The 22566-nt window shown below is 69.2% G+C and carries 20 protein-coding genes; 15 read left to right on the top strand and 5 right to left on the bottom strand.

Annotated elements, in window-relative coordinates:
- Window positions 1-69 precede the first annotated feature (69 nt).
- A complete protein-coding gene (locus ROR02_RS10315; RefSeq protein WP_281291024.1) occupies window positions 70-1746 on the bottom strand; it encodes a methyl-accepting chemotaxis protein in 1677 nt (558 codons plus the stop codon).
- 387 nt (window positions 1747-2133) lie between these two features.
- Between ROR02_RS10315 and ROR02_RS10310 the strand changes: the two genes are divergently transcribed.
- Window positions 2134-2517, top strand: coding sequence for a response regulator (locus ROR02_RS10310; protein ID WP_147163942.1), 384 nt, complete (start codon window positions 2134-2136; stop codon window positions 2515-2517).
- Window positions 2518-2775: 258 nt separating this feature from the next.
- Here the strand turns inward: ROR02_RS10310 and ROR02_RS17435 are convergent, their stop codons facing one another.
- The 3 genes from ROR02_RS17435 to ROR02_RS10295 are packed head-to-tail and all read right to left on the bottom strand — an operon-like array spanning window position 2776 to window position 7520.
- Entirely contained in the window at window positions 2776-5601 is a 2826-nt protein-coding gene (locus ROR02_RS17435; RefSeq protein WP_147163941.1) for a DUF4159 domain-containing protein, read from the bottom strand.
- Between the two features lie 9 nt (window positions 5602-5610).
- Window positions 5611-6558 carry a DUF58 domain-containing protein gene (locus tag ROR02_RS10300; protein ID WP_147163940.1) on the bottom strand — a complete coding sequence of 316 codons (948 nt, stop codon included), beginning with the start codon at window positions 6556-6558 and terminating at the stop codon, window positions 5611-5613.
- A 17-nt stretch (window positions 6559-6575) separates the two neighbouring features.
- Complete coding sequence (locus ROR02_RS10295; RefSeq protein ID WP_147163939.1) at window positions 6576-7520, bottom strand: AAA family ATPase; 945 nt, start codon at window positions 7518-7520, stop codon at window positions 6576-6578.
- A 226-nt stretch (window positions 7521-7746) separates the two neighbouring features.
- Here ROR02_RS10295 and ROR02_RS10290 point away from each other — a divergent pair, with 226 nt between their 5' ends.
- The 12 genes from ROR02_RS10290 to ROR02_RS10235 all read left to right on the top strand — a co-directional run bounded on the left by ROR02_RS10290 (window position 7747) and on the right by ROR02_RS10235 (window position 19254).
- Window positions 7747-8289 (top strand): DUF1285 domain-containing protein, encoded by a 543-nt coding sequence (locus tag ROR02_RS10290; RefSeq protein ID WP_147163938.1) that lies wholly within the window; start codon window positions 7747-7749, stop codon window positions 8287-8289.
- On the top strand, window positions 8282-8977 hold the full coding sequence (locus ROR02_RS10285; RefSeq protein WP_147163937.1) for a CoA pyrophosphatase: 696 nt from the start codon (window positions 8282-8284) through the stop codon (window positions 8975-8977). Before ROR02_RS10290 ends, ROR02_RS10285 begins: the two co-directional genes overlap by 8 nt.
- Window positions 8974-9267, top strand: a complete 294-nt coding sequence (locus ROR02_RS10280; protein ID WP_147163936.1) for a hypothetical protein — start codon at window positions 8974-8976, stop codon at window positions 9265-9267. The genes ROR02_RS10285 and ROR02_RS10280 overlap by 4 nt, the downstream gene beginning before the upstream one ends.
- The gene (locus ROR02_RS10275; protein WP_147163935.1) at window positions 9264-10601 is read left to right on the top strand and encodes a CCA tRNA nucleotidyltransferase; all 1338 of its coding nucleotides are present in this window, start codon (window positions 9264-9266) and stop codon (window positions 10599-10601) included. The genes ROR02_RS10280 and ROR02_RS10275 overlap by 4 nt, the downstream gene beginning before the upstream one ends.
- A gap of 447 nt (window positions 10602-11048) precedes the next feature.
- Window positions 11049-11600 (top strand): ubiquinol-cytochrome c reductase iron-sulfur subunit, encoded by a 552-nt coding sequence (gene petA / locus ROR02_RS10270; RefSeq protein WP_147163934.1) that lies wholly within the window; start codon window positions 11049-11051, stop codon window positions 11598-11600.
- Window positions 11601-11613: 13 nt separating this feature from the next.
- Entirely contained in the window at window positions 11614-12837 is a 1224-nt protein-coding gene (locus tag ROR02_RS10265; protein WP_147163933.1) for a cytochrome b, read from the top strand.
- 27 nt (window positions 12838-12864) lie between these two features.
- A complete protein-coding gene (locus ROR02_RS10260) occupies window positions 12865-13686 on the top strand; it encodes a cytochrome c1 (RefSeq protein WP_147163932.1) in 822 nt (273 codons plus the stop codon).
- Window positions 13687-14100: 414 nt separating this feature from the next.
- Window positions 14101-14730: a GTP cyclohydrolase I FolE gene (folE, locus tag ROR02_RS10255; protein WP_147163950.1), complete on the top strand. Its 630-nt coding sequence runs from the start codon at window positions 14101-14103 to the stop codon at window positions 14728-14730.
- A 284-nt stretch (window positions 14731-15014) separates the two neighbouring features.
- The gene (locus ROR02_RS10250) at window positions 15015-15647 is read left to right on the top strand and encodes an ABC-type transport auxiliary lipoprotein family protein (protein ID WP_147163931.1); all 633 of its coding nucleotides are present in this window, start codon (window positions 15015-15017) and stop codon (window positions 15645-15647) included.
- A 126-nt stretch (window positions 15648-15773) separates the two neighbouring features.
- Complete coding sequence (locus ROR02_RS10245) at window positions 15774-16529, top strand: PepSY domain-containing protein (protein WP_147163930.1); 756 nt, start codon at window positions 15774-15776, stop codon at window positions 16527-16529.
- A gap of 234 nt (window positions 16530-16763) precedes the next feature.
- Window positions 16764-17447 carry a winged helix-turn-helix domain-containing protein gene (locus tag ROR02_RS10240; RefSeq protein ID WP_147163929.1) on the top strand — a complete coding sequence of 228 codons (684 nt, stop codon included), beginning with the start codon at window positions 16764-16766 and terminating at the stop codon, window positions 17445-17447.
- 22 nt (window positions 17448-17469) lie between these two features.
- Window positions 17470-19254: a sensor histidine kinase gene (locus ROR02_RS10235; protein ID WP_246135498.1), complete on the top strand. Its 1785-nt coding sequence runs from the start codon at window positions 17470-17472 to the stop codon at window positions 19252-19254.
- Between the two features lie 135 nt (window positions 19255-19389).
- Here ROR02_RS10235 and ROR02_RS10230 read toward each other — a convergent pair whose 3' ends face one another.
- A complete protein-coding gene (locus ROR02_RS10230) occupies window positions 19390-19620 on the bottom strand; it encodes a hypothetical protein (protein ID WP_147163928.1) in 231 nt (76 codons plus the stop codon).
- Between the two features lie 361 nt (window positions 19621-19981).
- On the opposite strand from ROR02_RS10230, the gene ROR02_RS10225 reads away from it, so the two are divergent.
- Window positions 19982-21160 carry a trans-sulfuration enzyme family protein gene (locus ROR02_RS10225; protein WP_147163927.1) on the top strand — a complete coding sequence of 393 codons (1179 nt, stop codon included), beginning with the start codon at window positions 19982-19984 and terminating at the stop codon, window positions 21158-21160.
- Window positions 21157-22368 carry an amidohydrolase gene (locus tag ROR02_RS10220; RefSeq protein ID WP_174823024.1) on the top strand — a complete coding sequence of 404 codons (1212 nt, stop codon included), beginning with the start codon at window positions 21157-21159 and terminating at the stop codon, window positions 22366-22368. Before ROR02_RS10225 ends, ROR02_RS10220 begins: the two co-directional genes overlap by 4 nt.
- The last annotated feature ends 198 nt before the right edge of the window (window positions 22369-22566 follow it).

Genomic DNA, 22566 nt, shown 5'->3' with positions numbered 1-22566 from the left:
CGTTCATTCTGGTTCGGCCCCGATCCCTCCCCCCCGCCCATTTTGCGTGGCGGGGGGCGTTGGCGAGGGTCAGGCCAGTTCCTTGAGGAAGCGCGAGACCTCGGCGCGCAGGGTGTGGGCGTCGGAGGCAAGGCGGGCCGAGCCGGACAGCATGGCTCCCCAGCCCGTGCGGGCCTCGTCCACCGAGGCCTTGACGCCGGACATGTTCGCCGACACCTCTTGCGTGCCGCGCGCCGCTTCTTGAACATTGCGGGCGATTTCCTGGGTCGCGGCGCCTTGTTCCTCGACCGCCGAGGCAATGCCCGAGGCGATTTCGCGGACCTGCTCGATCACCTGGCCAATGGTGCGGATGGCGTCCACCGCCTGGCGGGTGGCGTCTTGCACGGCCGTGACCTGGCTTGCGATTTCGTCGGTCGCGCGCGCGGTCTGGTTGGCGAGCGACTTGACCTCGCCCGCGACCACGGCAAACCCCTTGCCCGCCTCGCCGGCCCGCGCCGCCTCGATCGTGGCGTTCAAGGCCAGAAGGTTGGTCTGGCTGGCGATGTCGGTGATCAGGCGCACAACCTCGCCAATCTTGTCGGCGCTTTGGGCCAGGCCCTCGACCATGGCGTTGGTGCGGCTGGTTTCCTCGGCGGCCGTGGTTGAAATCCGGGCGGAAGCGGTGACCTGCCGGCTGATTTCGGCGATCGACGACGACAGTTCCTCGGCCGCCGCCGCCACCGTTTCCACGTTGGCGGTGGCCTGCTGGGCGGCGGTGGCCACGGTGGCGATCTGCCCGGAAACCGCGTCGACCCCGGCGGCCATGGTTTTCGAGGTGTCCTCCATGGTGCCAGCCTGCGACGACACCCCGGTGACCAGTCCCATCACCGAGCGCTCGAAGGATCGGGCCATCTCGGCCAGCACGCGCTTGCGCTCGCTTTCCGCCCGGGCCCGGGCTTCCTTCTGCTCCTTTTCCAGGGCGTGAACACGGTCCAGGTTTTCCTTGAACACCTGGACCGTGCGCGCCATGGCGCCGATTTCGTCCTTGCGCCCGACCCCGGGCACCGCCACGTTTTCCTTCCCCTGGGCCAGGGCCAGCATGCTCTCGCCCAGTCGGGCCAGGGGGCTGGTGATGCCCACGCGCACGATCACCACCATCACCCCCACCCCCAGCAGCAGGCCAACCAGGGTGATGACCAAGGTGAGGACCGAGGCGGTGTTGGTTTCATCCGACGCGGTGGTGCTGCGCCGGGTCTTGTTCGCCTTCAAGGATTCGCTCAGATCAACAAGGTGATCGAGCGAGGTCACCAGTCCCGGCTTGCACTCGTCGATCATCCGCGCCCCGATCCGCTGGATCGCCGCCGCATCGGTGGTCGTGGCGGCGGCCGCGATGATGGGGGCGCACCGCGAGAAGGCCTGATCAACCTCCGCGTAATACCTCCGAACTTCATCGCGCATTTCTGGTACGTTTTGGGTAATCTGCTGTTCTTTCTCCTTGATGTCTTGAACGCTGCGTTGAAGTTTTTCCGTCAGGGATTGCTTTTCCTTCGGGTCTTGCTCAAGAATCAGTGAATAAATATCTCGTCCGTATTCGGCGAGTATCCGCCCGGAGCGAATGTTATCTTGGGCGGCTCCCCCATTTTTTTCTATGATAGAAACAAATTTATCGTCAATTTTTGACATCCTCATGCTTACATATGAACTTCCTGATATGGTTACGGCGGCGATTGCCATTATGGCAATGAATATTTTGCTGTTTATCGTCATATCGCTTAGTTTCACGGAATTATCCCTCCCTTATCAGAGTTCCGCGACCAAGGCCGGATGAGAACGGCATGGATCATGATGTAGCGCCGTCCCCATGGATTTTCCACCGGCGTATTTATTCGCGAAACAATCTTTCGCATTTTGATCAAATAGTATGTCGCCGGCTCTGCTGGCGGGACGGAAATCTGGAAAAGGGCCGAAAACTTCCGCGCGGATCGACGCGGGAAAGTGCGTTCCAGGCGGATCGTGGGCAGGGGGAGGGCTGGCGGGGGGCGGGGAGCCACTGCGGCGGGCGATGGCACGGCAGCTGCATTCTGACAGGCAAGCGGAACTAATCCCCGGTTCGGGACGCTCAATCTGCAACCCTCTGTCAGAAAGTGCGGCAAAATGCAAAACTACTCCAGCGACTCGGCTCCCAATGTCCTTCTGTATGCCGAGGATAACGTGAGCGAACGCCAGATTCTGTCCCATCGCCTGATTGACGAGGGGTGGACGGTCATCGGTGTCGAGGACGGCGACAGGACCATTGCCGAGGTCGAGCGCCATCGTCCTCCCGTCATTGTTCTGGATATCGATTTGCCCGGCTTCGATGGCTGGCGGGCGCTGCATTACATCAACAGCATTCCGCGCTATCGTCCGCGCGTGATCGCGCTCAGTGCTTTTGGCTTTCTTGAATACGAGGCGCGGCGCCAGGGGCTGGCGTGCGAGGCGTTCTTCGCGAAGCCCATCAACTATCAGACCCTGGCCGATTTCGTGGGGTATCCCCTCTGACGGGGTGCCCGTGGGGAGCGGGCGTCGCGACCGGGACCTTCGGTTTGCCTTCCCTTCGCGTCGACGCGGGCGCGACGGAAGGGAGGGCCTCAAAGGGATCTGGAGTCTGTCCGCTTCAACGTGAAACGGACAGACTCCAGAGTAATCCGAGATCAGGTTGGGCCATTTCTTGGCCCAACCTGGCCTCGAAGTCACTCTGAAATTTATAGAATTAGACTGAAACCGGGCCAGCTTGACTCAAGTTGATCCAGTTTCAGTCTAGCGTCTCATGCGTTCCAGGATCGTTTTCATGTGAACCTGGTCGCCCTTGTAGTTTCCGGTCAGGGCGTAAATCACCAGGTTGACGCCAAAACGAAAGGCTTTCTCGCGCTGGGCCGGACCGCCGGGGCTGACGGCGAACAGGTAGCCCCGGTCGGGCGCATAGGCCCATGCGCCGGCCCAATCGGCATCGCCGACAACGGCGGGGGCCACGCCGTCGTTGTCGCCTCCTTCCGCGATCCAGGGGGCCCGTCCCGCGACGCGGCCCGGAAAGGCATCCAGGAGATAGAAACTCCGCGCGAGAACGTGGGCGCCATCCAGCGGGTGGACGGGCGCGAGGTCGAGGCTTTCGATCACGCCCGTGGGGTCGGTGCCCTCGTGGCTGTCGAGGACCAGGAGGCCGCCCGAGCGCGCGTAGCGGCGCAGGCGTTCCTGGGCGGCGGGGGACGGCATCGGCGCGCGTGCTTCCAGCGGCCAGTATAAAAGCGGGAAAAGCAGCGGGTCGTCGCGCTCAAGGTCAACGGGCAGCGGAGGGCCCAAGGTGGCGGCGGTGCGCCGGCCCACCACCTCGGTGAGGGCGGCGAGGCCGGCGGCGCTCACCTCGTCAACGCTCCGCTCGCCGGTCACCACGTAGGCAAGGCGGGGCTGCAAGATGGCGTCCAGGTCGCGATCGGCCGCTTGCGCCCGCGCGAGGCCGGGAAAGCCGGCGGCGAGGACCAGGCCCCCCCCAAGACACAGCCCGAGCCACGAGGCGGTCGCGGGCGGCCGGGGGCCTCGCACCACGCGCAGCCGCGCGCGCCGGGGCCACGGGATCAGGCCGCGCAGGATCAGGGAAAGAAAAAGGTCGAGGATCGCGAGCGCCAGCGCGGCGGCGAGAAGGGGCGCCATCAGGTCCGGGGGGCGGGCCGGGGACACCAGGGGGTGGGGCGCGATCCCGGCCGGCCAGCGGGCCACGGGAACCAAGGTGGGCTGGGCCGGCGCCAGGTTGACGGCCCGGGCCCGCGCCTCGGAGCCATACAGCCCGGGGGCAAGGCCGGGCCCCGCCGCCGGCGGGGCCTCGGACGGCAAGGTCAGCGGCCGGGCGGCCGGTCCCGGAGGACCGAGGCGTCCGAAGCCGTCGAGCAGACGCCACGCGGGCAAGGGGCCGGTCGGCGGCGTGGCCTCGGCCTCCGGGTGCCGGGCGAGGGCCACCAGGCGGTCAAGCAGATGCTCGAACAGCACCGACAGCGGCAGCGTGGACCAGCCCGGGGTGGGCGGCACGTGGAACAGCACAAGCCGGCCCCGTCCGTGCGCCGCGCCGGTGATGAGGGGCGTTCCGTCGTCGAGAAGGGCCCAGGTGCGCGCCTCCAGCCCCGGCTCGGGCTGGGCCAGGACCTGCGACGACACGGTGATGTCGGGGGGCACCTCCAGGCCGACGAAAGGGCCGTGCCCGGGAAAGGGCGCGAGATGCGCCGGCTGACGCCAGCTGAGCGCCCCCCCCAGCTGGCGATCGCCGCCCAGCAGGCGCACGGGGATCAGCGGATCGGCGTCGGCCTCGGCGCGCGGGCTGGCGAAGCGCACCAGGGTGCCGCCCTGGCGAACCCATGTTTCCAGGGCCTCCTGCTCGGAGGGCGCCAGGGGGGCGAGGTCGGGCAAAATCAGCAGCGCGAGCGGACGGGCCAGCAGGGAGGCCAGCGGGCCCTCGTGCACCTCGGCCAGGGGGGCCAGGGCCTGGGCCACGAAATAAAGGGGGTCGAGCAGGGGCACGCCTCCCCCCCTGGCGCCCCCCTCGCGGCGGATCAGGCCGACGGCGCGCGGCGTCAGGGCGTCGGTGAGCAGAATCCGGGCGCCGGCGCTGGCCAGGGGGGCCTCGCCGGCCAGGGAAAGATCCAGCCGTCCCAGGGCGCTTTCCGGCACGCTCCCGGCCTCGTCGGCGGCCGGCGGGTCCAGGCGCGCCGTGGCCTGGCCGGCTCCGGGCGCGAAGGAGGCCTCGGTCCGGGCCATGACCCGTCCCTCGCCGTCGAGCAGGCGGACCCACACGGTGGCCGGGGCCGTTCCGGTCGGCCGGCGCACGGTGAGGTCAAGGCCGCTGCCATCGCGCCGGGGAGGATCCAGGAGCCAGGTTCCCGGGCGGGCCGGGTCGGCGGCCAGGATGTCCAGGGGGCCAAGCCGGGCCAGGGCTCCGGCCAGGGCCTCGGCCGGCGCGAGCGGGCCGTCCCGTCCGGGAAGCACCGGGTCCTCCAGGCCATCGTGGATCCAGGCGATCCGGGCCACGCCCGGGCTGGTTTCCCCCCAGGCTTCCAGCCGGCTCAGGGCGCCCGCGCGGTCGGTGGGCCAGGGCCGGGGCTCCAGGGCCTGGATCTCGGCCAGCACGGCGGCGGCCGGGCGCACGGCCAGGGGGGGCGGCGGGGCGTCGGGCGGGGTGGCGGCGGTGGTCAGCAAGACCACGGGCTGGCCCTTGTGGCCGGCGTCCTCAAGCAGGCGCCGGGCGGCCTCGGCGCGGGTGCGCCAGTCGGCGGCGCTGGCCCAGCCATCGTCCAGGACGAGAAGCAAGGGGTGCCCGGCCAGGCCGGCCGCCACCTCCTCCCCGGCGGGTGTCGCCATCGGGCGGGCCAGGCCCACGATCGCGAGGCAGGCCACCAGCACGCGCAGCACCAGCAGCCACCAGGGCGTGCGCGCCGAAACCCGTTCGTCGGTGTGCAAGCCGCGCAGCAAACGCACGGGCGGGAACACCAGGCGCCGGGGCGCGGGCGGCGTGAGGCGCACCAGCCACCACAAGGCGGGCAGGGCGAAAAGGGCGGCCAGCGCCCACGGCGCGGCGAAGGAGACGGGCACGAGGTCCGGCATGGGATGATCCTACCAGGGCCCGGGAGCGCGGGGCGGCGGGGTTTCCGACAAGGCGCGGTACAAGGCCAGCAGGGCAAGGCGGGGGGGCTGGTCGGTATGGTGGACCAGGAACCCCCAGCCGGCCCGCCGGGCCAGGGCGGCCACGGCTTCCCGGTGGGCGGCGAGTCGCCGGCGATAGCGCACCTGAACGGCTTCCACGCGATCGACCAGCACCGGCGGTTCGCCTTCCAGGCCATCGAAGCGCACCCGGCCGTCGAACGGCAAGGTTTCCTCGGCCGGATCCAGGATCTGGACCAGATGCCCGCCCACTCCGGCGCTGGCCATGCGGCGCAGGCCGGCGCGCACGTCCTCGATCGGGTCCAGGAAGTCGCCGAACACGACCAGGCGGCCGTGCCGGGAGACGGGGGCTTCCCAGGCGGCGCCCGGGCGGGCGTCGGGCCGCTCGGGGCCGTCGCGGCCAAAGGCCAGGGCCATGCGCACCACGGCGGCGCGCCCTTGCGCGGGCAAGGTGTCCTGGCCGGCGAGCGCGATGCGTTCGCCGCCGCGCACCAGCAAGGAGGCCAGGGCCAGGGCCAGTTCCATGGCCCGGGTGGATTTCCAGGGCAAGGCGCGACCGCTGGCGTAGGCCATCGAGGCGCTGCGGTCGCAGGCGATCCAAACGGCCTGGGCGGCTTCCCATTCGCGTTCGCGCACGAACACGGGATCGGCGCGCGCGCTGCGCCGCCAGTCGATGGCCGACGGCGCGTCGCCAGGCTGGTAACGGCGAAACTGCCAGAAGTCCTCGCCCGGACCGGGACGGCGCCGGCCATGGGTGCCCAGGGCGACCGAGGCGGCGATGCGCTCGGCGGCCACCAGCAAGGGGGGCAGCGGGGCCGCCATGGCCTCGGCCCGGTCCAGGCGCGGGCGGCTGGCGGCCCGCTCCAAGGTGGCCCCCAACGGGCGCGACGCAAGCGGCATGGCGGGATCTCCCGGGCTCAGGCGATCAGCCGGACGAGGCGGTCGATCACCTGGCTCAGCAAGACGCCATCGGCCCGGGCGCCAAAGGTCAGGGCCATGCGGTGACGCAAGACCGGCGGCGCCAGGGCCACGACATCGTCCAGGCTGGGGGCCAGCCGCCCGTCGAGCAGCGCGCGCGCGCGCACCGCGAGCGCCAGCGACTGGCTGGCCCGGGGGCCGGGGCCCCAGGCGACCAGATCGCGCACCTCGCGCAGGGGGGACATCTCGGGTCGCCCCGCCCGCACCAGGGTCAAAATGGCGTCGATGACGCTTTCGCCGACCGGCAGGCGCCGGACCAGGGCCTGGGCCTCGATCAGGTCGGCGGCCGTCATCACCGGGGCGGCCTGGGCGGGTTCGGGGCCGGTGGTGGTGGCCAGCATGCGCCGTTCGGCGGCCTCGTCGGGGTAGCCGACGTTGATCTGGGTCAGGAAACGGTCCAGCTGCGCCTCGGGCAGCGGATAGGTGCCTTCCTGTTCGATCGGGTTCTGGGTGGCCAGGACATGAAAGGGCCGGGGCAGGTCGTGGGCGAGGCCGGCCACGCTGACCTGGCGCTCCTGCATGGCCTGGAGCAGGGCGGACTGGGTGCGCGGACTGGCGCGGTTGATTTCGTCGGCCAGCAGCAGCTGGCAGAACACGGGGCCGGGCAGGAAGCGGAATCCGCGCCGGCCTTCCGTGGTTTCCTCCAGCACCTCGGAGCCCAGGATGTCGGCGGGCATGAGGTCGGGCGTGAACTGCACGCGCTTGTCGGCAAGCCCCAGGACGACGCCCAGGGTTTGGGCCAGGCGGGTCTTGGCCAGGCCGGGCAGGCCGATGAGCAAGGCGTGTCCCCCCGACAGGACGGTGACCAGAACCTCGGTGATCACCTCGTCCTGGCCGTGGATCACCTCGGCCACCGACGCCCGGACCTCCTTGATTCGCGCCATCAGTCTTTCTACGTCATGAAGATCCGAAACAGTGCCACTGGCGGGGGACGCGCTGAAAATGGACACGGTAGGCCTCCGCACTGAGAACCTTGGGCCCGAGGACCCGGTGAACTTGACGACACTTAATGTACGTCCAGCTCCGCCCGAGCGCACCCCCCGAGAATTTCCAATTCCGTTCCCGGGGCCGTTTGGCGCCAGGGCTCCGGATGCAATCGACACCCCGACGATGCCCGTGCCGGGCATGCGTCCCTTGCGTGACTGTGGAGATATTCCCTTGCGGATCGATGCCTTTGGTCAATGGCTGTACCGGGGTTCGCCGATCCGGCGCAAGGAGATGGTCTGCCTGTTCGCCTCCACCCTGGTACGGGGCACGGACGGGTCTTACTGGCTGGTGACGCCGATGGAGCAGGCGCGCATCCAGGTTGACGACGTGCCTTTCCTGGCGGTCGAGCTGTTTCATGATGGCGGCTGCGGGGAGGAACAGGTGCTGAGCGTGCGCACCAACGTGGACGAGATCGTCACGATCGATGCCCAGCACCCCTTGCGGATCGCCCACGATCCCGAAACCGGCGAACCCCGCCCCTACGTGACCGTGCGTCCGGGCCTTGAAGCCCGGCTGACCCGGTCCGTTTACTACCACCTGGCGGCGCGGGCCATCGAGCGGTGCCAGGGCTCCACGACCTGTTGCGGGGTGTGGAGCCGGGGAACGTTTTTTCGGCTGGGCTGCTACGACGAGGCGGGACGGGTGGTTGGATCGCCGGATGACTGACCCCGGCGAGGCGGCCCTTGCCGCGCAGGCTCCCCCCGCCCCGGTCTTGTGCCGGCAGGCCTGGCGCGACGCGCTGGCGGCCGGACGGGGGCGGGGGCCGGGCTCCGATGCCCTGGTTTCGGCGCGCCTGGGCGGGCGCGGCGGGCTGGACGTCCGCCCCGGTCCCCTGCGTCCGGCCTCCGTGCTGGTCGCCCTGGTCGATCATCCGGGGCAGCCCAGCGTGATCTTGACCCGGCGTACCGCGCACCTGGCCCACCACGCGGGCCAGATCGCCTTTCCGGGCGGGCGGGCCGAACCGTTCGATGCCTCGGCCGAGGCCACCGCCTTGCGCGAAGCCCACGAGGAAATCGGCCTGGACGGGGCGCGGGTGGACATCCTGGGGCGGCTCGATGATTATGTGACCATCACCGGCTTTCTGGTTACGCCCGTGGTCGGGGTGGTTGTTCCCCCCGTCGTGCCGACGCCCGACCCCCACGAGGTGGATATCGTGTTCGAGGTTCCCCTGGCCCACGTGCTTGATCCGGCCAACCATGGCCAGGAAACCGGCGTGCGCGGGGGGGTGCGGCGGGCGACCCATGTGTTGCCCTACGGAGACCATCGGATCTGGGGGGCGACCGCCGCCATTTTGGTCAATTTGTGCGAGGTGGCGCCGGAAAACGCCGCTTCCGGGGGGATCCTTTTGCCATGATTAGGGCCGTGTTGTCGCTGCTGCTCCCCGTGATCTTGCCAAGCGTGGCGTGGCTGGCGTGGGTTCATGGCGCGCGCGCGTGGCGGCGTCGCCGCGGCCTGCCGGAGGACGGGCCGGTGAAGGTGCCGGTGCTCGCCCTGGTCGCGGCCGGCCTTGCCTTGATGATCCTTGCCGCCGGTCTGATCTACTGGGGGGAAACCGACCGGGGCCTGGCGCCTGGGGTGCCCTACACCCCGCCGCGCGCCTCGGACGTGGACCTCAACGCGTGGCCGGTGGAACCACGCCCATGACAGGGCGCGGGGACGAGCGCGTGCCGGTTGGCCAGCTCGGCCCCGAGCCCTGGCTGACGGCGCCCGGAACCCAGGCGGTGGTCGCCGCCCTGGAATCCGAGGGGGGCGCGGCGCGGTTCGTGGGGGGCGCGGTGCGCGACAGCCTGATCCACCGCTTCCAGGACGCCGCCGAGATCGATCTGGCCACCACGGAGCCCCCGGACCGGGTGATGGCCTTGCTGGAGCGCCACGGGCTCGCGGTGTATCCCACGGGACTGGCCCATGGCACGATCAGCACCCGGGCCGACGATCGATTGTTCGAGATCACCACCTTGCGCCGCGATGTGGCCTGTGACGGCCGCCATGCCGAGGTGGCGTTCACCACCAGCTTTCGCGAGGACGCAAGCCGGCGGGATTTCACCATCAACGCCTTGTCGGCCGACCCCCAGGGGCGGGTGTACGACTACTTCGACGGCATGAGCGACCTTGCCGACGGGCGGGTGCGCTTCGTCGGGCGGCCGATGGACCGGATTCGCGAGGATTTTTTGCGAATCCTGCGTTTTTTCCGGTTTCATGCCTGGTATGGCCGGCCTCCGGCCGATGACGATGCCCTGTCGGCGTGCGGGGCGCTGGCCTCCGGTCTTGACGGCCTGGCGCGCGAACGGGTGCGCGCCGAGATCGTGCGCATCCTGGCGGCGCCCGATCCGGCCGGAGTGCTGGCCCTGATGCGCGGCGCCCGGGTGCTGGAGCGGGTGGTGCCCGGGGCCGAGGACCTTTCCCCCCTGCGCGCCCTGGTCATGCTGGAAACCCGGGGGCTGGTTCTGCCCGGCCTGGGGCCCGATCCCGTGCGCCGGCTGGCCTCGGTGCTGGGGGCGGCGCGGGGGCCCGATCCGGGCGAGGGAGCGCGGGCGGCGGCGAGCCTGAGCCTGTCGCGCGCCGACTCCACCCGGCTGGGACGCCTCATGGCCCCCGACCCGGCGCCGTGGCCCGATCCCGGATGGGAGGCGGCGCGGGTGCGCCAGGTTCTCGACGTGCACGGGCGCGAGACGATCCGCGACCGGATCTTGCTGCGCTGGGCGGCCGAGCGGGCAAACGGCACCTTTCCCCATGCCGCGCGCACCGAAAGCTGGCGTGCCTTGCTGGAAATGGTGCTGGCCTGGGACCCTCCGCCCTTTCCGGTAAGGGGAGAAGACGTGCTGGCCCGGGGGTTGTCCGGGCCGGCGGTGGGCCGGACCCTGGCGGTCGTGCGCCGCTACTGGCTTGAGATGGCATGCATTCCTGACAGAGAGGCGCTTCTGTCATACCTCGATACCCTCGGTTCTCCGCCTTTCGAGGGCAACGGCTCATCCTTTTGACGGATGTTGCGCGCGGCCGTGTTTGGGCTTTTCAGGGGTAGGGTTTTGTTTTATACCCCGCTCAGCGCTGCCGCGTCACGCCGTGTGTGGGGGCGTGTGTGTGTGCGGGGCAGACACGATCCCGGAAAATCTCTTCGACCATAAGAGGCCTGGGGTTGTATGTGGCGGTTCCGGCGAGCGGTTCCCAGGGGGGATCGTCTAGAACGACGCGACATCGCGGGCAGTGCAGGCTCTTCCCGGTTTCTCAGTGGATTTCCAGCCTCTCTTCCCTGTCCGTCGGCATGACGGGCCCGGACGGCATCGTTTTGGGAATGCCCCCGGACCTCCAGGGGTTTTCCGTGACGTCGGGGCCTTGATGACGGATGCTCTGGCATCTCCCGTCCGCGGGCTGGATCGGATCGACACCGTCCACGACGCTGTAAGGCAACCGAGAGAGGACTATTCAGGATGGCTGAAGCCGAAGACAATATTTCGATTCTGGGCAAGGAGGTCCCCCGACGGGATTTCCTGATCTACGGAAGCACCGCCCTGGGCGTTGCCGGGGTCGCCCTGACGGCGTGGCCGTTCATCGATTCGATGAACCCGGCCGCCGATACCCTGGCGCTGGCCACGACCGAGGTTGACCTGTCCCCGATCCAGGAGGGGCAGTCGATCACCGTCAAGTGGCAGGGCAAGCCCGTGTTCGTGCGTCACCGCACGGATCGGGAAATCGAGCTGGCGAAGGAAACGGACGTCAAGTCCCTGCGCGATCCGCAGGCCGATGACGCCCGCGTTCAGCAAGAACCCTGGTTGATCGTCGTCGGGATCTGTACGCACCTGGGCTGCATCCCCCTGGGACAGAAGCCGGGCGAGCCGCGCGGCGACTATTCCGGCTGGTTCTGCCCGTGCCACGGGTCGCACTACGACACGGCTGGCCGGATCCGCAAGGGCCCCGCACCCCTCAACCTGGCGGTGCCGCCCTACAAGTTCGTGGACGACACCACCATCCTGATCGGTTAGGAGCCGCCAGACGATGTCGACGTATACCCCTCCGACCTGGAATAACAAGTTTGTACGCTGGTTCGACGAGCGTCTGCCGATCGTCACCTTGATGCATAAGGAGCTGGTGGTTTACCCGGCTCCGCGCAATCTGAATTACTGGTGGAGCTTTGGCTCCCTGGCCGGCATCGTGCTGGTGATCATGATCGCCACCGGTGTTTTCCTGGCCATGTATTATGTTCCGCACGTTGACCACGCCTTTGATTCCGTCGAGCGAATCATGCGCGACGTGAACTATGGCTGGCTTCTGCGCTACGCGCATATGAACGGCGCGTCGGTATTCTTCATGCTGACGTACATCCACCTATTCCGTGGCCTGTACTTCGGTTCCTACAAGGCACCGCGCGAAGTCCTTTGGTGGATGGGCGTGATCATTCTGTTCTTGATGATCATGACCGCCTTCATGGGCTACGTCCTGCCGTGGGGTCAGATGTCCTTCTGGGGCGCCACCGTGATCACCAACCTGGTGTCGGCGGTTCCGCTCGTGGGCGGGGATCTGGTGCGCTGGCTGTGGGGTGGCTTCACGGTCGACAACCCGACCCTGAACCGCTTCTTCTCGCTGCATTACCTGCTGCCGATGCTGATCGTGGCCATGGTCATGCTGCACCTGTGGGCGCTGCACACGAAGAAGTCCAACAACCCGCTGGGCATCGACTGCAAGGGTCCGAACGACTACATTCCGTTCCACCCGTACTACACGGTCAAGGATCTGTTCAGCCTGGGCGTGCTCTTGCTGTTCTACGCCTACTTCATCTTCTTTGCCCCGAACTTCTTCGGCGAGGCCGACAACTACATTCCGGCCAACCCGATGGTGACGCCCCCGCACATCGTGCCCGAATGGTACTTCCTGCCGTTCTACGCGATCTTGCGCGCCGTGCCCGACAAGCTGGGCGGTGTGCTGGCCATGCTGTCGGCGATCTTGATCCTGTTCGTCCTGCCCTGGCTTGATACCTCGAAGGTCCGTTCGGCCACCTTCCGGCCGATGTACAAGTGGTTCTTCTGGGCGTTCGTGGCTGACTGCCTGTTCCTGGGCTATCTGGGGGCGATGCCCGCCGCCGAGCCTTACATCACCATGATTCAGTTCGCGACCGTGTACTACTTCGCCCACTTCCTGGTGATCTTGCCGGCGCTGGGTTGGTTCGAAAAGCCCGATCCGCTGCCCGAGAGCATCTCCGCCCCGGTCACCTCCCAGGCCTGACGACGAGACACGAGGAGTCGACGAGACATGATGACGATCGTCAAGCGCACCCTGGTGGCCGCCGGTCTGGCCACGGCCCTGGTCGGGCCGGCCCTGGCTTCGGAAGGCACCGGGCCCGCGCTCCACAAGCAAAGCTGGGGTTGGACCGGCATTTTTGGCGGGTACAATCACAAGGACCTGCGCCACGGCTTCGAGGTCTACCGCCAGGTTTGCGTGACCTGCCACCCGCTCAAGCACCTGTACTACCGGGATCTGATGAAGATCGGATACTCGGAAGACGAGGTGAAGGAGATCGCCGGCAACTACGAGGTCCAGGACGGCCCCAACGACGACGGGGAAATGTTCACCCGTCCCGCGACCCCGGCCGACCGCTTCGTGGCCCCGTTCGCCAACGACAAGATCGCCGCCATGGTCAATGGCGGGGCGGTGCCGCCGGATCTGTCGCTGATGACCAAGGCGCGCAAGCAAGGTCCGGACTACGTGTACAACCTGCTCCACGGCTTTGCCTCCGACGCGCCGGGTGAACCGGCCGCGTGGTGGCTGAAGGAGCGCGAGCACGCCGGGGAAGAGCCTGTCTTCCCCGAGACCAAGTACTTCAACGACTACTTCCCGGGGTATGCCATTTCGATGCCGCCCCAGCTGCACGAAGGCATCGTGACCTACCCCGATGGCAAGTCGCCGTCGGTGGATCAGATGGCCCACGACGTGGTGTCGTTCCTGAACTGGGCCGCCGAGCCGGAACTGGAGTCCCGCAAGACCATGGGTCTGCTGACGCTCCTGTACCTCGGTATTCTGACCACCTTCCTCTATGGTCTGAAGAAGTACATCTGGCGCGACATCCACCACTAAGCGCCGCGCCAAGGCTTTGGTTCACGCCATCTTGAACCCCTGCACCTGACGAGAGACCGCCGGTTCCCCCCACCGGCGGTCTTTTTTCGTGGATCAAGACGCTCTGTGTCCTTCCGGGGGGGGCGACCTCGCGAACCGGCGCGTGAAAGGCTTCGCGCCGGTTCGCCAGAACACCTCTTGCGATCGATGGCGCCGGGCGCCACCTAAGCTAAAGGAGAAGGCACCCCGGCCGGTTGCCTTCCTTCCGCCCCGGGGCGGTGGCCGGTCGCCCCTTGTCTTGTGCCTCGCTTCGCCGGAAGGGGAGAGTGCTTCGTGCCTTTTCCCGTCGCCTGCCGTCGCGACCGCCAGAAGGAACCCCTGCCCGTGAGTATCTCCACGACCCACCGGGAAGAGCCCGCCGCGGTATTCGATTCATTGAAGGGCGGATCCTTGTCCAAGCCAACCCACCCCATTCATCGCCCGTCCCGCGAGGAAGCCGAGGAGGCCGTGCGCACCTTGCTGCGCTGGGCCGGCGACGACCCCAATCGCGAGGGCCTGTTTGATACCCCGGCCCGCGTCGTGCGCGCCTACGAAGAGTTCTTCGAGGGCTACCGCGCCGATCCCGAGGAAATCCTTCGCCGCACCTTCGAGGAGGTCGAGGGGTACGACGAAATGGTCCTGCTGCGCGATATCCGGCTGGAAAGCCATTGCGAGCACCACATGGTGCCGATCCTTGGCAAGGCCCATATCGCCTATCTGCCCAACCGCCGGGTGGTGGGCATTTCCAAGCTGGCCCGCGTGGCCGAGGCTTACGCGAAACGTTTGCAGATCCAAGAAAAGATGACGGCCCAGATCGCCAACGCCATTAACGATGTCCTGGAGCCCAAGGGCGTGGCCGTGGTCATCGAGGCCGCGCACCAGTGCATGACCACCCGGGGCGTGCGCAAGCCGGGCGTGACCATGGTCACCAGCCGCATGCTGGGGGCGTTCCGCCAGGACTCGGATACCCGCCGCGAGTTCCTGCACCTCATCGGCCAGGGGCGCGACCCCAGCCTGGGGGCCTGATCGTTCGGAGCCGGGGCCGGGGCAATCGGGTGAACCGATTGCCCCGGCGTTTTCACGGTATCCTCAAGCGGCGGGCACGCACTTTGCGTGCCTGGTTCTCGCGACAGGGGCCGCGCGCCGCGCTCGCGGCGTTGAGGAACCCTTTTTCAAGGACGTCCAGGACCTCACCCGATCGCCCTGGACCCGGGACCTTGGGGGCTCGACGGCGGGCGGAGGGTGTGCGACACCCGAAGGCGGGGGGCAACGCCCCTCCGCTGTTCCCCCTCCACGCCGGGAGAGACCCCATGCCCTTGATCCGCCTTGCCCTCGTGGCGGCCGTTTGCCTTGGCCTTGCCGCCTGTGCCACCACGACGCCCCAGGGTTCCACCGAACCCCGCCTGACCCTTCATCACCTGGACGTTCGTCCGCTCATGCCGCCTCCGCTGTCGGGGGACCGGGCGGTGGGGAGTGACCCCCGGGCGGTGATCGTGACGCCGGTGGCCGCCGAGGGCGCCTTGCAAGGCCGCGCCATCCTCTATTCCGGCGATCGCATCACGACCCTGGCCCATCCCCTGGACCAATGGGACGAAGCCCTGCCCCGGCGCCTGCAACGTGATCTGGTGGCGTTTCTGCTCACCGAAGGCCCGTTTTCCAACGTGGTCGGCGGATCGGCCGACGCGGCCGCCGGCGGCGCCCTGGTGCTGAACACCCACCTGTTGCGCTTCGAGCATTACGTGGCGCCCAGCGCCCCCGGCATCACGGTCAGCCTGGAACTGAGCCTGTTCGATCCCGCCACCGATACCGTGCGTCTGGTCGGGACGTACACCGAAACCCAGCCCCTGGATGATCCGTCGGTCGAGGCGGCGGTGAGGGCCATGGGCCAGGCCGTGCGCCGGGTGTTCGGGCGTTTCGTGGCCGATCTGAGCCGGGTTGGCTGAAGGCCCGCGAGGACGGGCGAGGGGCTTCGTACATGACAAAGGTTTAAGGCGGCGTCCACCGTGCGGATGGTCGTGCCGGCGCATGATCCCTTTTATCGACAGCGCCGGACATGAAGGAGATCCGCCATGAAACGCCGTTCCCTGATCCTCTCGTCCCTCACCGCCCTTGCGGTTTCCCTTCCCGCCGCCGCGTTTGCCTGGGGTGGCGGCTGTGCCGGCGGACCCGCCGGTGGACCCGGGGGCTTCGCCGGGGGCCCGGGCTTCGGCCCCGGCGGCGATCCCGCCGCCATGAGCGAGGCGCTCAACGCCACCAAGATCGATCTGGTCCGGGCCCTGGAAGCGGCGCATGCCGCCGCCCCGGGCGCCATCGGCAACGCCCGCCTGATGCCCTACGCGCCGCAGGCCGCCCAGGGCGACACCAACAGCTTCGCCCGTCCCGCCCTGGCGCCCACCTACGTGGTGACGTTGCGAGAACCCGGCAACCGGACCATGGTCACGGTCGATGCCGTGAGCGGCAAGGCGACGGTGGCGGGCACCGCGACCGGCGTGCTGGCCACCCCGGGCCGGCCTTTTGATAACGCCATGAGCCCGCGTTCGATGCGCGGGCAGCGCGGAGGCCCGTTCGGTCCGCCCGCCGACATGACCGGTGTCAAGGTGGATGCGGCCGAGGCCGTGGCCGTGGCCACCAAGGCGGTCAAGCAGGGCAAGCCCGTGATGGTGAAGGGCGCCCAGCGCGGCGATGACAAGGCGTGGGTGGTTGGCCTGGCCGGCCCCGAGCCGGTGGCCTTTACCCTGGTCTTCGTTGATCCCACCGCCGGGACGGTGCTCGACAGCCGTTCGATGACCCCGACCCGCATGGGGCCGCCGCCCGCCGCTGACTGATCCCCGGGCTTGAGACCGACTGACAAGCCGGTACAGTAAGACGGGGTACACCGGGGAGGCTTCGCCTCCCCGGAAGGCAACAGACCGGGAGGCTCCGCCTCCCCGGAAGACAACAGACCGGGAGGCTTCGCCTCCCCGGAAGGATCGGGAAAAGGAGGGGCGGGGTCCAGGGGGCCGGGCCCTTCCTTTTTCCCGTTCCATCCCAGGAAACCTGAAAGGCAAGGGAGGCCGGCCATGCGTATTCTGGTGATCGAGGACGATCCCGAGGTCTCCGCCCATCTGCTCAAGGGGCTGCGCGAGGCGGGGCATGTCGTCGATGGCCAGGACAACGGCCGCGATGGCCTGTTCATGGCCGCGTCCGAGCCCTATGAACTGCTGGTGGTCGATCGCATGCTGCCGGGCGTGGATGGCCTGACCATCGTGCGCACCTTGCGCGCCTCGGGCAACACGGTGCCGGTGCTGATCTTGTCGGCGCTGGGCGAGGTCGATGACCGGGTCAAGGGCCTGCGCGCCGGGGGCGACGATTACCTGGTCAAACCCTTTGCCTTTTCGGAACTGCTGGCGCGCCTGGACGCGCTGGCGCGGCGCGCCCAGCCCGGCGAGGCGGAACCCACGCGCCTGCGCGCGGGCGATCTGGAAATGGACCTGCTGGCGCGGCGGGTGACGCGGGCGGGCAAGGCCATCGACCTGCAACCGCGCGAATTCCGCCTGCTGGAATACCTGATGCGCCACGCGGGGCAGGTGGTCACGCGGACCATGCTGCTGGAAAACGTGTGGGATTATCACTTCGACCCCCAGACCAACGTGGTGGACGTGCACATCAGCCGCCTGCGCCGCAAGCTCGACGAGGGCTTCGAGCGCCCGTTCCTGGAAACCGTGCGCGGGGCGGGCTATGTCCTTCTCACCAGCGACGCCTAGGCCGGCGCGGGGGCGCTGGCGCTTGCTGCCCCGCAGCACGGCGCTGCGCATCGCCCTGTCGTTCGTGATCCTGTTTGGCGGCGCCTCGGCCCTGCTGATGGGGGGCGTGTACCTTGCCACCTCGCAATTCCTGCTGACCCAGGTCGATCAGGCGATCGAGGAAGACGTTTCGCTGCTGATGACGGCGGCGCGGGTCCGGGGTCCCCATGCCCTGGCCAGTCTGGTGGTGCGTCGGGCCCGGCTGGCGGGCGAGGCGCGCTCGGTGTTCTTGCTGGCCGGGCCCGACCGCGCGCCCCTGGCCGGCAACCTGGCCGCCTGGCCCGAGGGCCTGCCGGCGGTTGGCTGGGCCACGGTGGCGCGCGATGCCTTGCAGGTGGTGCCGGGCACCGAGACCCTGGCGCCGTGGCGGTCGCGTCGTTCGGCCCTGGCGCCGCGCGGCGGGGAGGAGGACGACGCGCGGGGGCCGGCCCGTTTCCCTCCGGCGGGACCTCCGGACGACGGCGGGCCGCCCGAGGACAGGAGGATGCGCGATTGGGGGCCGGGGCCCGAGGGGGCCGGTCCTCCCCCGCGAGGCTGGGGCGGCGGGCCGGGACGCGGCGGGGATTGGGAGGCACGCCCCGAGGATCACCCGCCACCGCCCGACGATCGCGGATGGTTCGGGCCGTTCGGGCCGTTCGGCAACACGCTGCCGTTCTGGCATCACCGGCCTTTCGGGCCACCGCCAGCCCTGGCCACGGCCACCCGTCTGGTGGCGCTGACCCTGCCGGGTGATTTCCTGCTGGTGGTCGGGCGCGATCTGGAGCCCGTGGCCCTGCTGCGCGCGCGCATCGGGCGGGTGATGCGCGGCGGTCTTCTGGTGATGGTGATCCTGGGCCTGGCGGGAGGGGTGGTCATGAGCCGCCGGGTCGCGCGGCGGCTGGAGGCGGTCAACCGCACGAGTCGCGAGATCATGGCCGGCGACCTGTCGCGCCGGGTGCCCGAGGGGCGTGGGCGCGATGGCGACGATTTCGACCAACTGGCCGCCAACCTCAACGCCATGCTGGCCCGCATTGAAACCTTGATGGCGGGGGTGCGCCATGTGTCCGACACCATCGCCCACGACCTGCGCACCCCCCTGGCCCGGTTGCGCAACCGCCTGGAGGGCCTGCGCGACGGCCCGCTGGACGAGGAAGACACGCGCGACGGGTTGAGCGCCGCCCTGGCAGAGGTGGATGGCCTGCTGGCCACCTTCCACGCCCTGCTGCGCATTGCCCAGGTTGAAAGCGGCGGGCGCCGGGTGGCGTTCGAGCCCCTGGATCTGGCCCCCTTGCTGGGCGATGTCGCCGAGTTGTACGAGGCGGTGGCGGCGGAACGCGACATCGTTTTGGAAACCACCTTCACCGAACCGGCCCGGGTTGATGGCGATCGGGACCTGCTGTTCCAGGCCTTTGCCAACCTTCTGGACAACGCCGTCAAGTACTCGCCCGCCGGGGGCCTGCTGCGCCTGACCCTTGGGTCCGCGACCCTGGGGTCCGCGACCCTGGGGTCCGCGACCCTGGGGTCTGGGGGGGCGGGCATGGTGCGGGTGGTGCTGGACGACCAGGGCCCCGGCATTCCCCCGGCCGACCGCGCCCGGGTGTTCGAGCGCTTCGCCCGCCTGGACGAAGCCCGCGCGACGCCGGGCAACGGCCTGGGCCTGACCATGGTCGGCGCGGTGATCGAGGCGCACGGCGGCACCATCACCCTTGACGACGCCCCCGGGGGCGGCCTGCGGGTGATCGTGACCTTCCCCGTGGCCACCGACGTCCCGGCCCGACGGGTTCCATAGAGTGTGTCAGGGGAAAGTGGATACCGCTTTTTCCGAAAAGACAAACTCAAGCAAAGGGATCCGGAGCCTGTCCGCTTCCATCTGAAGCGACGGACTCTCGCGTTTTTTCGGAAGAGGCGGGGGGCAGAGAGTCGGTCATTCCGCCAGTTTTTTATAAAGGGACGCAAAGGTGTCGTGGCTGGCCTGGTAGGCCGCCATGACGTGAGGACGCGGGCGGGCCTGTCGGCGCTTTTCCAACAGGTCGGAGAAAGCCTCGTCCACCAGGGCCTGGATCTGCCGCCCCTCGGACTTCGCCAGGGCGCGCATCGAGGCCAGAAGGTCGGCATCGACTTGGGGTGCAAACTTTTCGCGGTCTGAAGTCTCCATCGCGCATCCCCTTTTCGCTGGGGAGAACGATATCATGATGGATCATGATGGATCATGATACGCCAGGGTGCCCGACCCAGGGCAGTCGGGTGAACCGATTGCCCTGGCGTTTTTTCGATGCCCTCAAGCGCCGGGCGCGCACTCCGTGCGCTTGGCTCACGCGGCACAAGCCGCGCGCCGCTCTCGCGGCGTTGGGGAACCCTCTTCCGAGGGCATCCAGGGCTTCACCCGATTGATGGTGTGGACGACCGGGACCGGGGCCAGGGTGTTGGGGGGGCTTGTGTCGGGTGGCGTTCGCCGGGGAAGGGGGGCATGATCGGCGCTCGACTGATCCAATCCCACGGTTGTCGGGAACCTCGCCATGTCTTCCCCTTCGTCGTTTCCGCCGGGCGTGCGTCCGGAAACCCTGGCCGCCGGCGCGATGGGCTTCGAGGAGCCCGTTTCGGGCGCCCTGGTGCCGCCGATCGCCCCCGCCACCACCTACCTGCGCGACCCCGACGGCGGCTATGGGCGCGGCCGGATCTATGGCCGGCCCGACAACCCGACCCTGGAGCCGCCGGCGCGGCTGCTGAGCGCCCTGGAAGGGGGCGCCGACACCTTGTTGTTCGCCTCGGGCATGGCGGCGGCCACGGCGGTCTTCCAGGCCCTGGAGCCCGGCAGCCACGTGGTCATTCCGCGCGTGTTCTACTGGGGCCTGCGCGCCTGGATCCTGGAGGCCGGCCGGCGCGGGCTGCTGCGGGTCGAGAGCGTGGAAACCACCGATCTCGCCGCCGTGCGGGCCGCCCTGCGCCCGGGCGAAACCCGGCTGGTGTGGCTGGAAACGCCCGCCAATCCCCTGTGGTCGGTGAGCGATATCGCCGCCGTGGCCGATCTGGCCCACCAGGCCGGCGCGGCGTGCTGCGTCGATTCGACCACCGCGACCCCGGTGCTGACCCGGCCCCTGGCCCTGGGCGCCGACCTGGTGATGCACTCGGCGACCAAGTACCTGAACGGTCACGCCGACGTGCTGGCCGGCAGCGTGACCACGGCCACCGACGATGCCCTTTGGGCCTCGATTCGCGCCGTCCACCGCCAGGGGGGCGCCTTGCTGGGGCCGTTCGAGGCCTGGTTGCTGGGGCGCGGCCTGCGGACGTTGTTCGCGCGCGTGCGCTGGCAATGCGAGTCGGCCCTGGAACTGGCCGGGCGTCTGGCCGCCCATCCCCGGGTCGAGGCCGTCTTGTATCCCGGCCTGCCCGAGGATCCCGGCCACGCCCTGGCCGCGCGCCAGATGAGCGGCGGCTTTGGCGGCATGCTGTCGATCCGGGTCAAGGGCGGGCAGGACGCGGCCATGGCCACCGCCGCGGCCGTGCGGGTCTGGCGGCGCGCCACCTCGCTGGGGGGAGTGGAAAGCCTGATCGAGCACCGGGCCAGCATCGAGGGCCCGACCTCGCCGGTGCCGGGCGACCTGCTGCGCCTGTCCACCGGCCTGGAAGCGGTGGAAGACCTGTACGCCGATCTCGCCGCCGCCCTGGAAGCCTCCCGCTCCGGAACCCGCCCATGACGCCGTCCCCGCTCCTGGCGGCCCCGCCGTCGGCCCTTGTCGCGCGACTGGCGCCCCTGCACGCGGCCATGACCCACTGGCGCCACGCCTTGCATGCCCACCCCGAGCTGGCCCACCAGGAGCACGCCACCGCCGCCCTGGTCGCCCGGGTGCTGGGCGAGGCGGGGCTGGCCGTCACCCAGGGCGTGGGCGGCACCGGGGTGGTGGCCACCGTGCACGGCCGGGAAGCCGGCGGGGCGAGCCTGGGCCTGCGCGCCGACATGGACGCCCTGGCGGTGCGGGAAGCCGCCTCGCGCCCCCATGCGTCGTGCCAGCCCGGGGTCATGCATGCGTGCGGGCACGATGGCCACGTGGCCATGCTGCTGGGCGCGGCCTGCCACCTGGCGCGCACCCGTGCCTTCGCCGGCACCGTCCAGTGCGTGTTCCAGCCCGCCGAGGAAGGGGCCGGCGGCGCCGACGCGATGATTGCCGATGGCCTGTTCGAGCGCTTTCCCATGGAGCGGGTGTTTTCCCTCCACACCTGGCCCGACCTGCCCGCCGGTGCCTTTGCCGTGCACGACGGCCCCGTGATGGCGGCCTGCGATGCCTTCACGGTGACCATCCAGGGCCGGGGTGCCCATGCCGCCCAGCCCCAGCGCGCCGTTGATCCGGTCCTGGTCGCCGGCCACCTGATCACGGCCACGCAAAGCCTGATCAGCCGGGGGACCGATCCTTTTGAAAGCGCGGTGGTGTCGATTACCCGGGTGGAGGCGGGGCAGGCCTTCAACGTGATTCCCGATACCGCCCGTCTGGAAGGCTCGATGCGTTGCCTCAGCGAAGGGGCCCGCGAGCGCCTGCGCCGCGACCTGGCGCGGCTGGTCGAGCAGGGCGCGGCGGCGTTTGGCGCCACGGCGTCGGTCTCGTTCCGGTCGGTGGCGCGGGTGACCGCCAATACCCCCGCCGAGGCCGCCCTGGCCGCCCGGGTGGCCGGGGAGGTGGTGGGGCCGGCCCAGGTGGCGCGCACCTTGGCGCCTTCGATGACCGCCGAGGATTTCGGTTCGTTCCTGGCCCACCGTCCGGGCGCCTACGTCTGGCTGGGCCAGGGCGCGGGCGAGGATCCGCCGGCGTTGCACCAGCCCACGTTCGATTTCAACGACGCTGTCTTGGGGCTGGGGGCGGCGTGGTGGGTGGGCCTGGTCGAGGCCGCCTTGCCCGAGGGCAAGGGCTGAACGCGCCTTGATAAGGAAAACGCGGCGCGGGCCAGGGGCCGCGCCGCGGGAAAGGTGTCGGGTGTGGACCGCGCGCGGCCCTTAATGCCTGTCCGTTTCACGTTGAAGCGGACAAACACTACACCCCTTTGTTTGAGTTTGTCTTTTCGGGAAAAGCGGAGCCCGTTTTTCCCTGACGAACTCTAGGCTGAAACTGGA

This window comes from Pararhodospirillum oryzae (assembly GCF_007992075.1).
Lineage (GTDB): Bacteria > Pseudomonadota > Alphaproteobacteria > Rhodospirillales > Rhodospirillaceae > Pararhodospirillum > Pararhodospirillum oryzae.
Note: the sequence above shows the minus strand (reverse complement) of the source record. Positions and strands in the feature narration are given on the sequence as shown.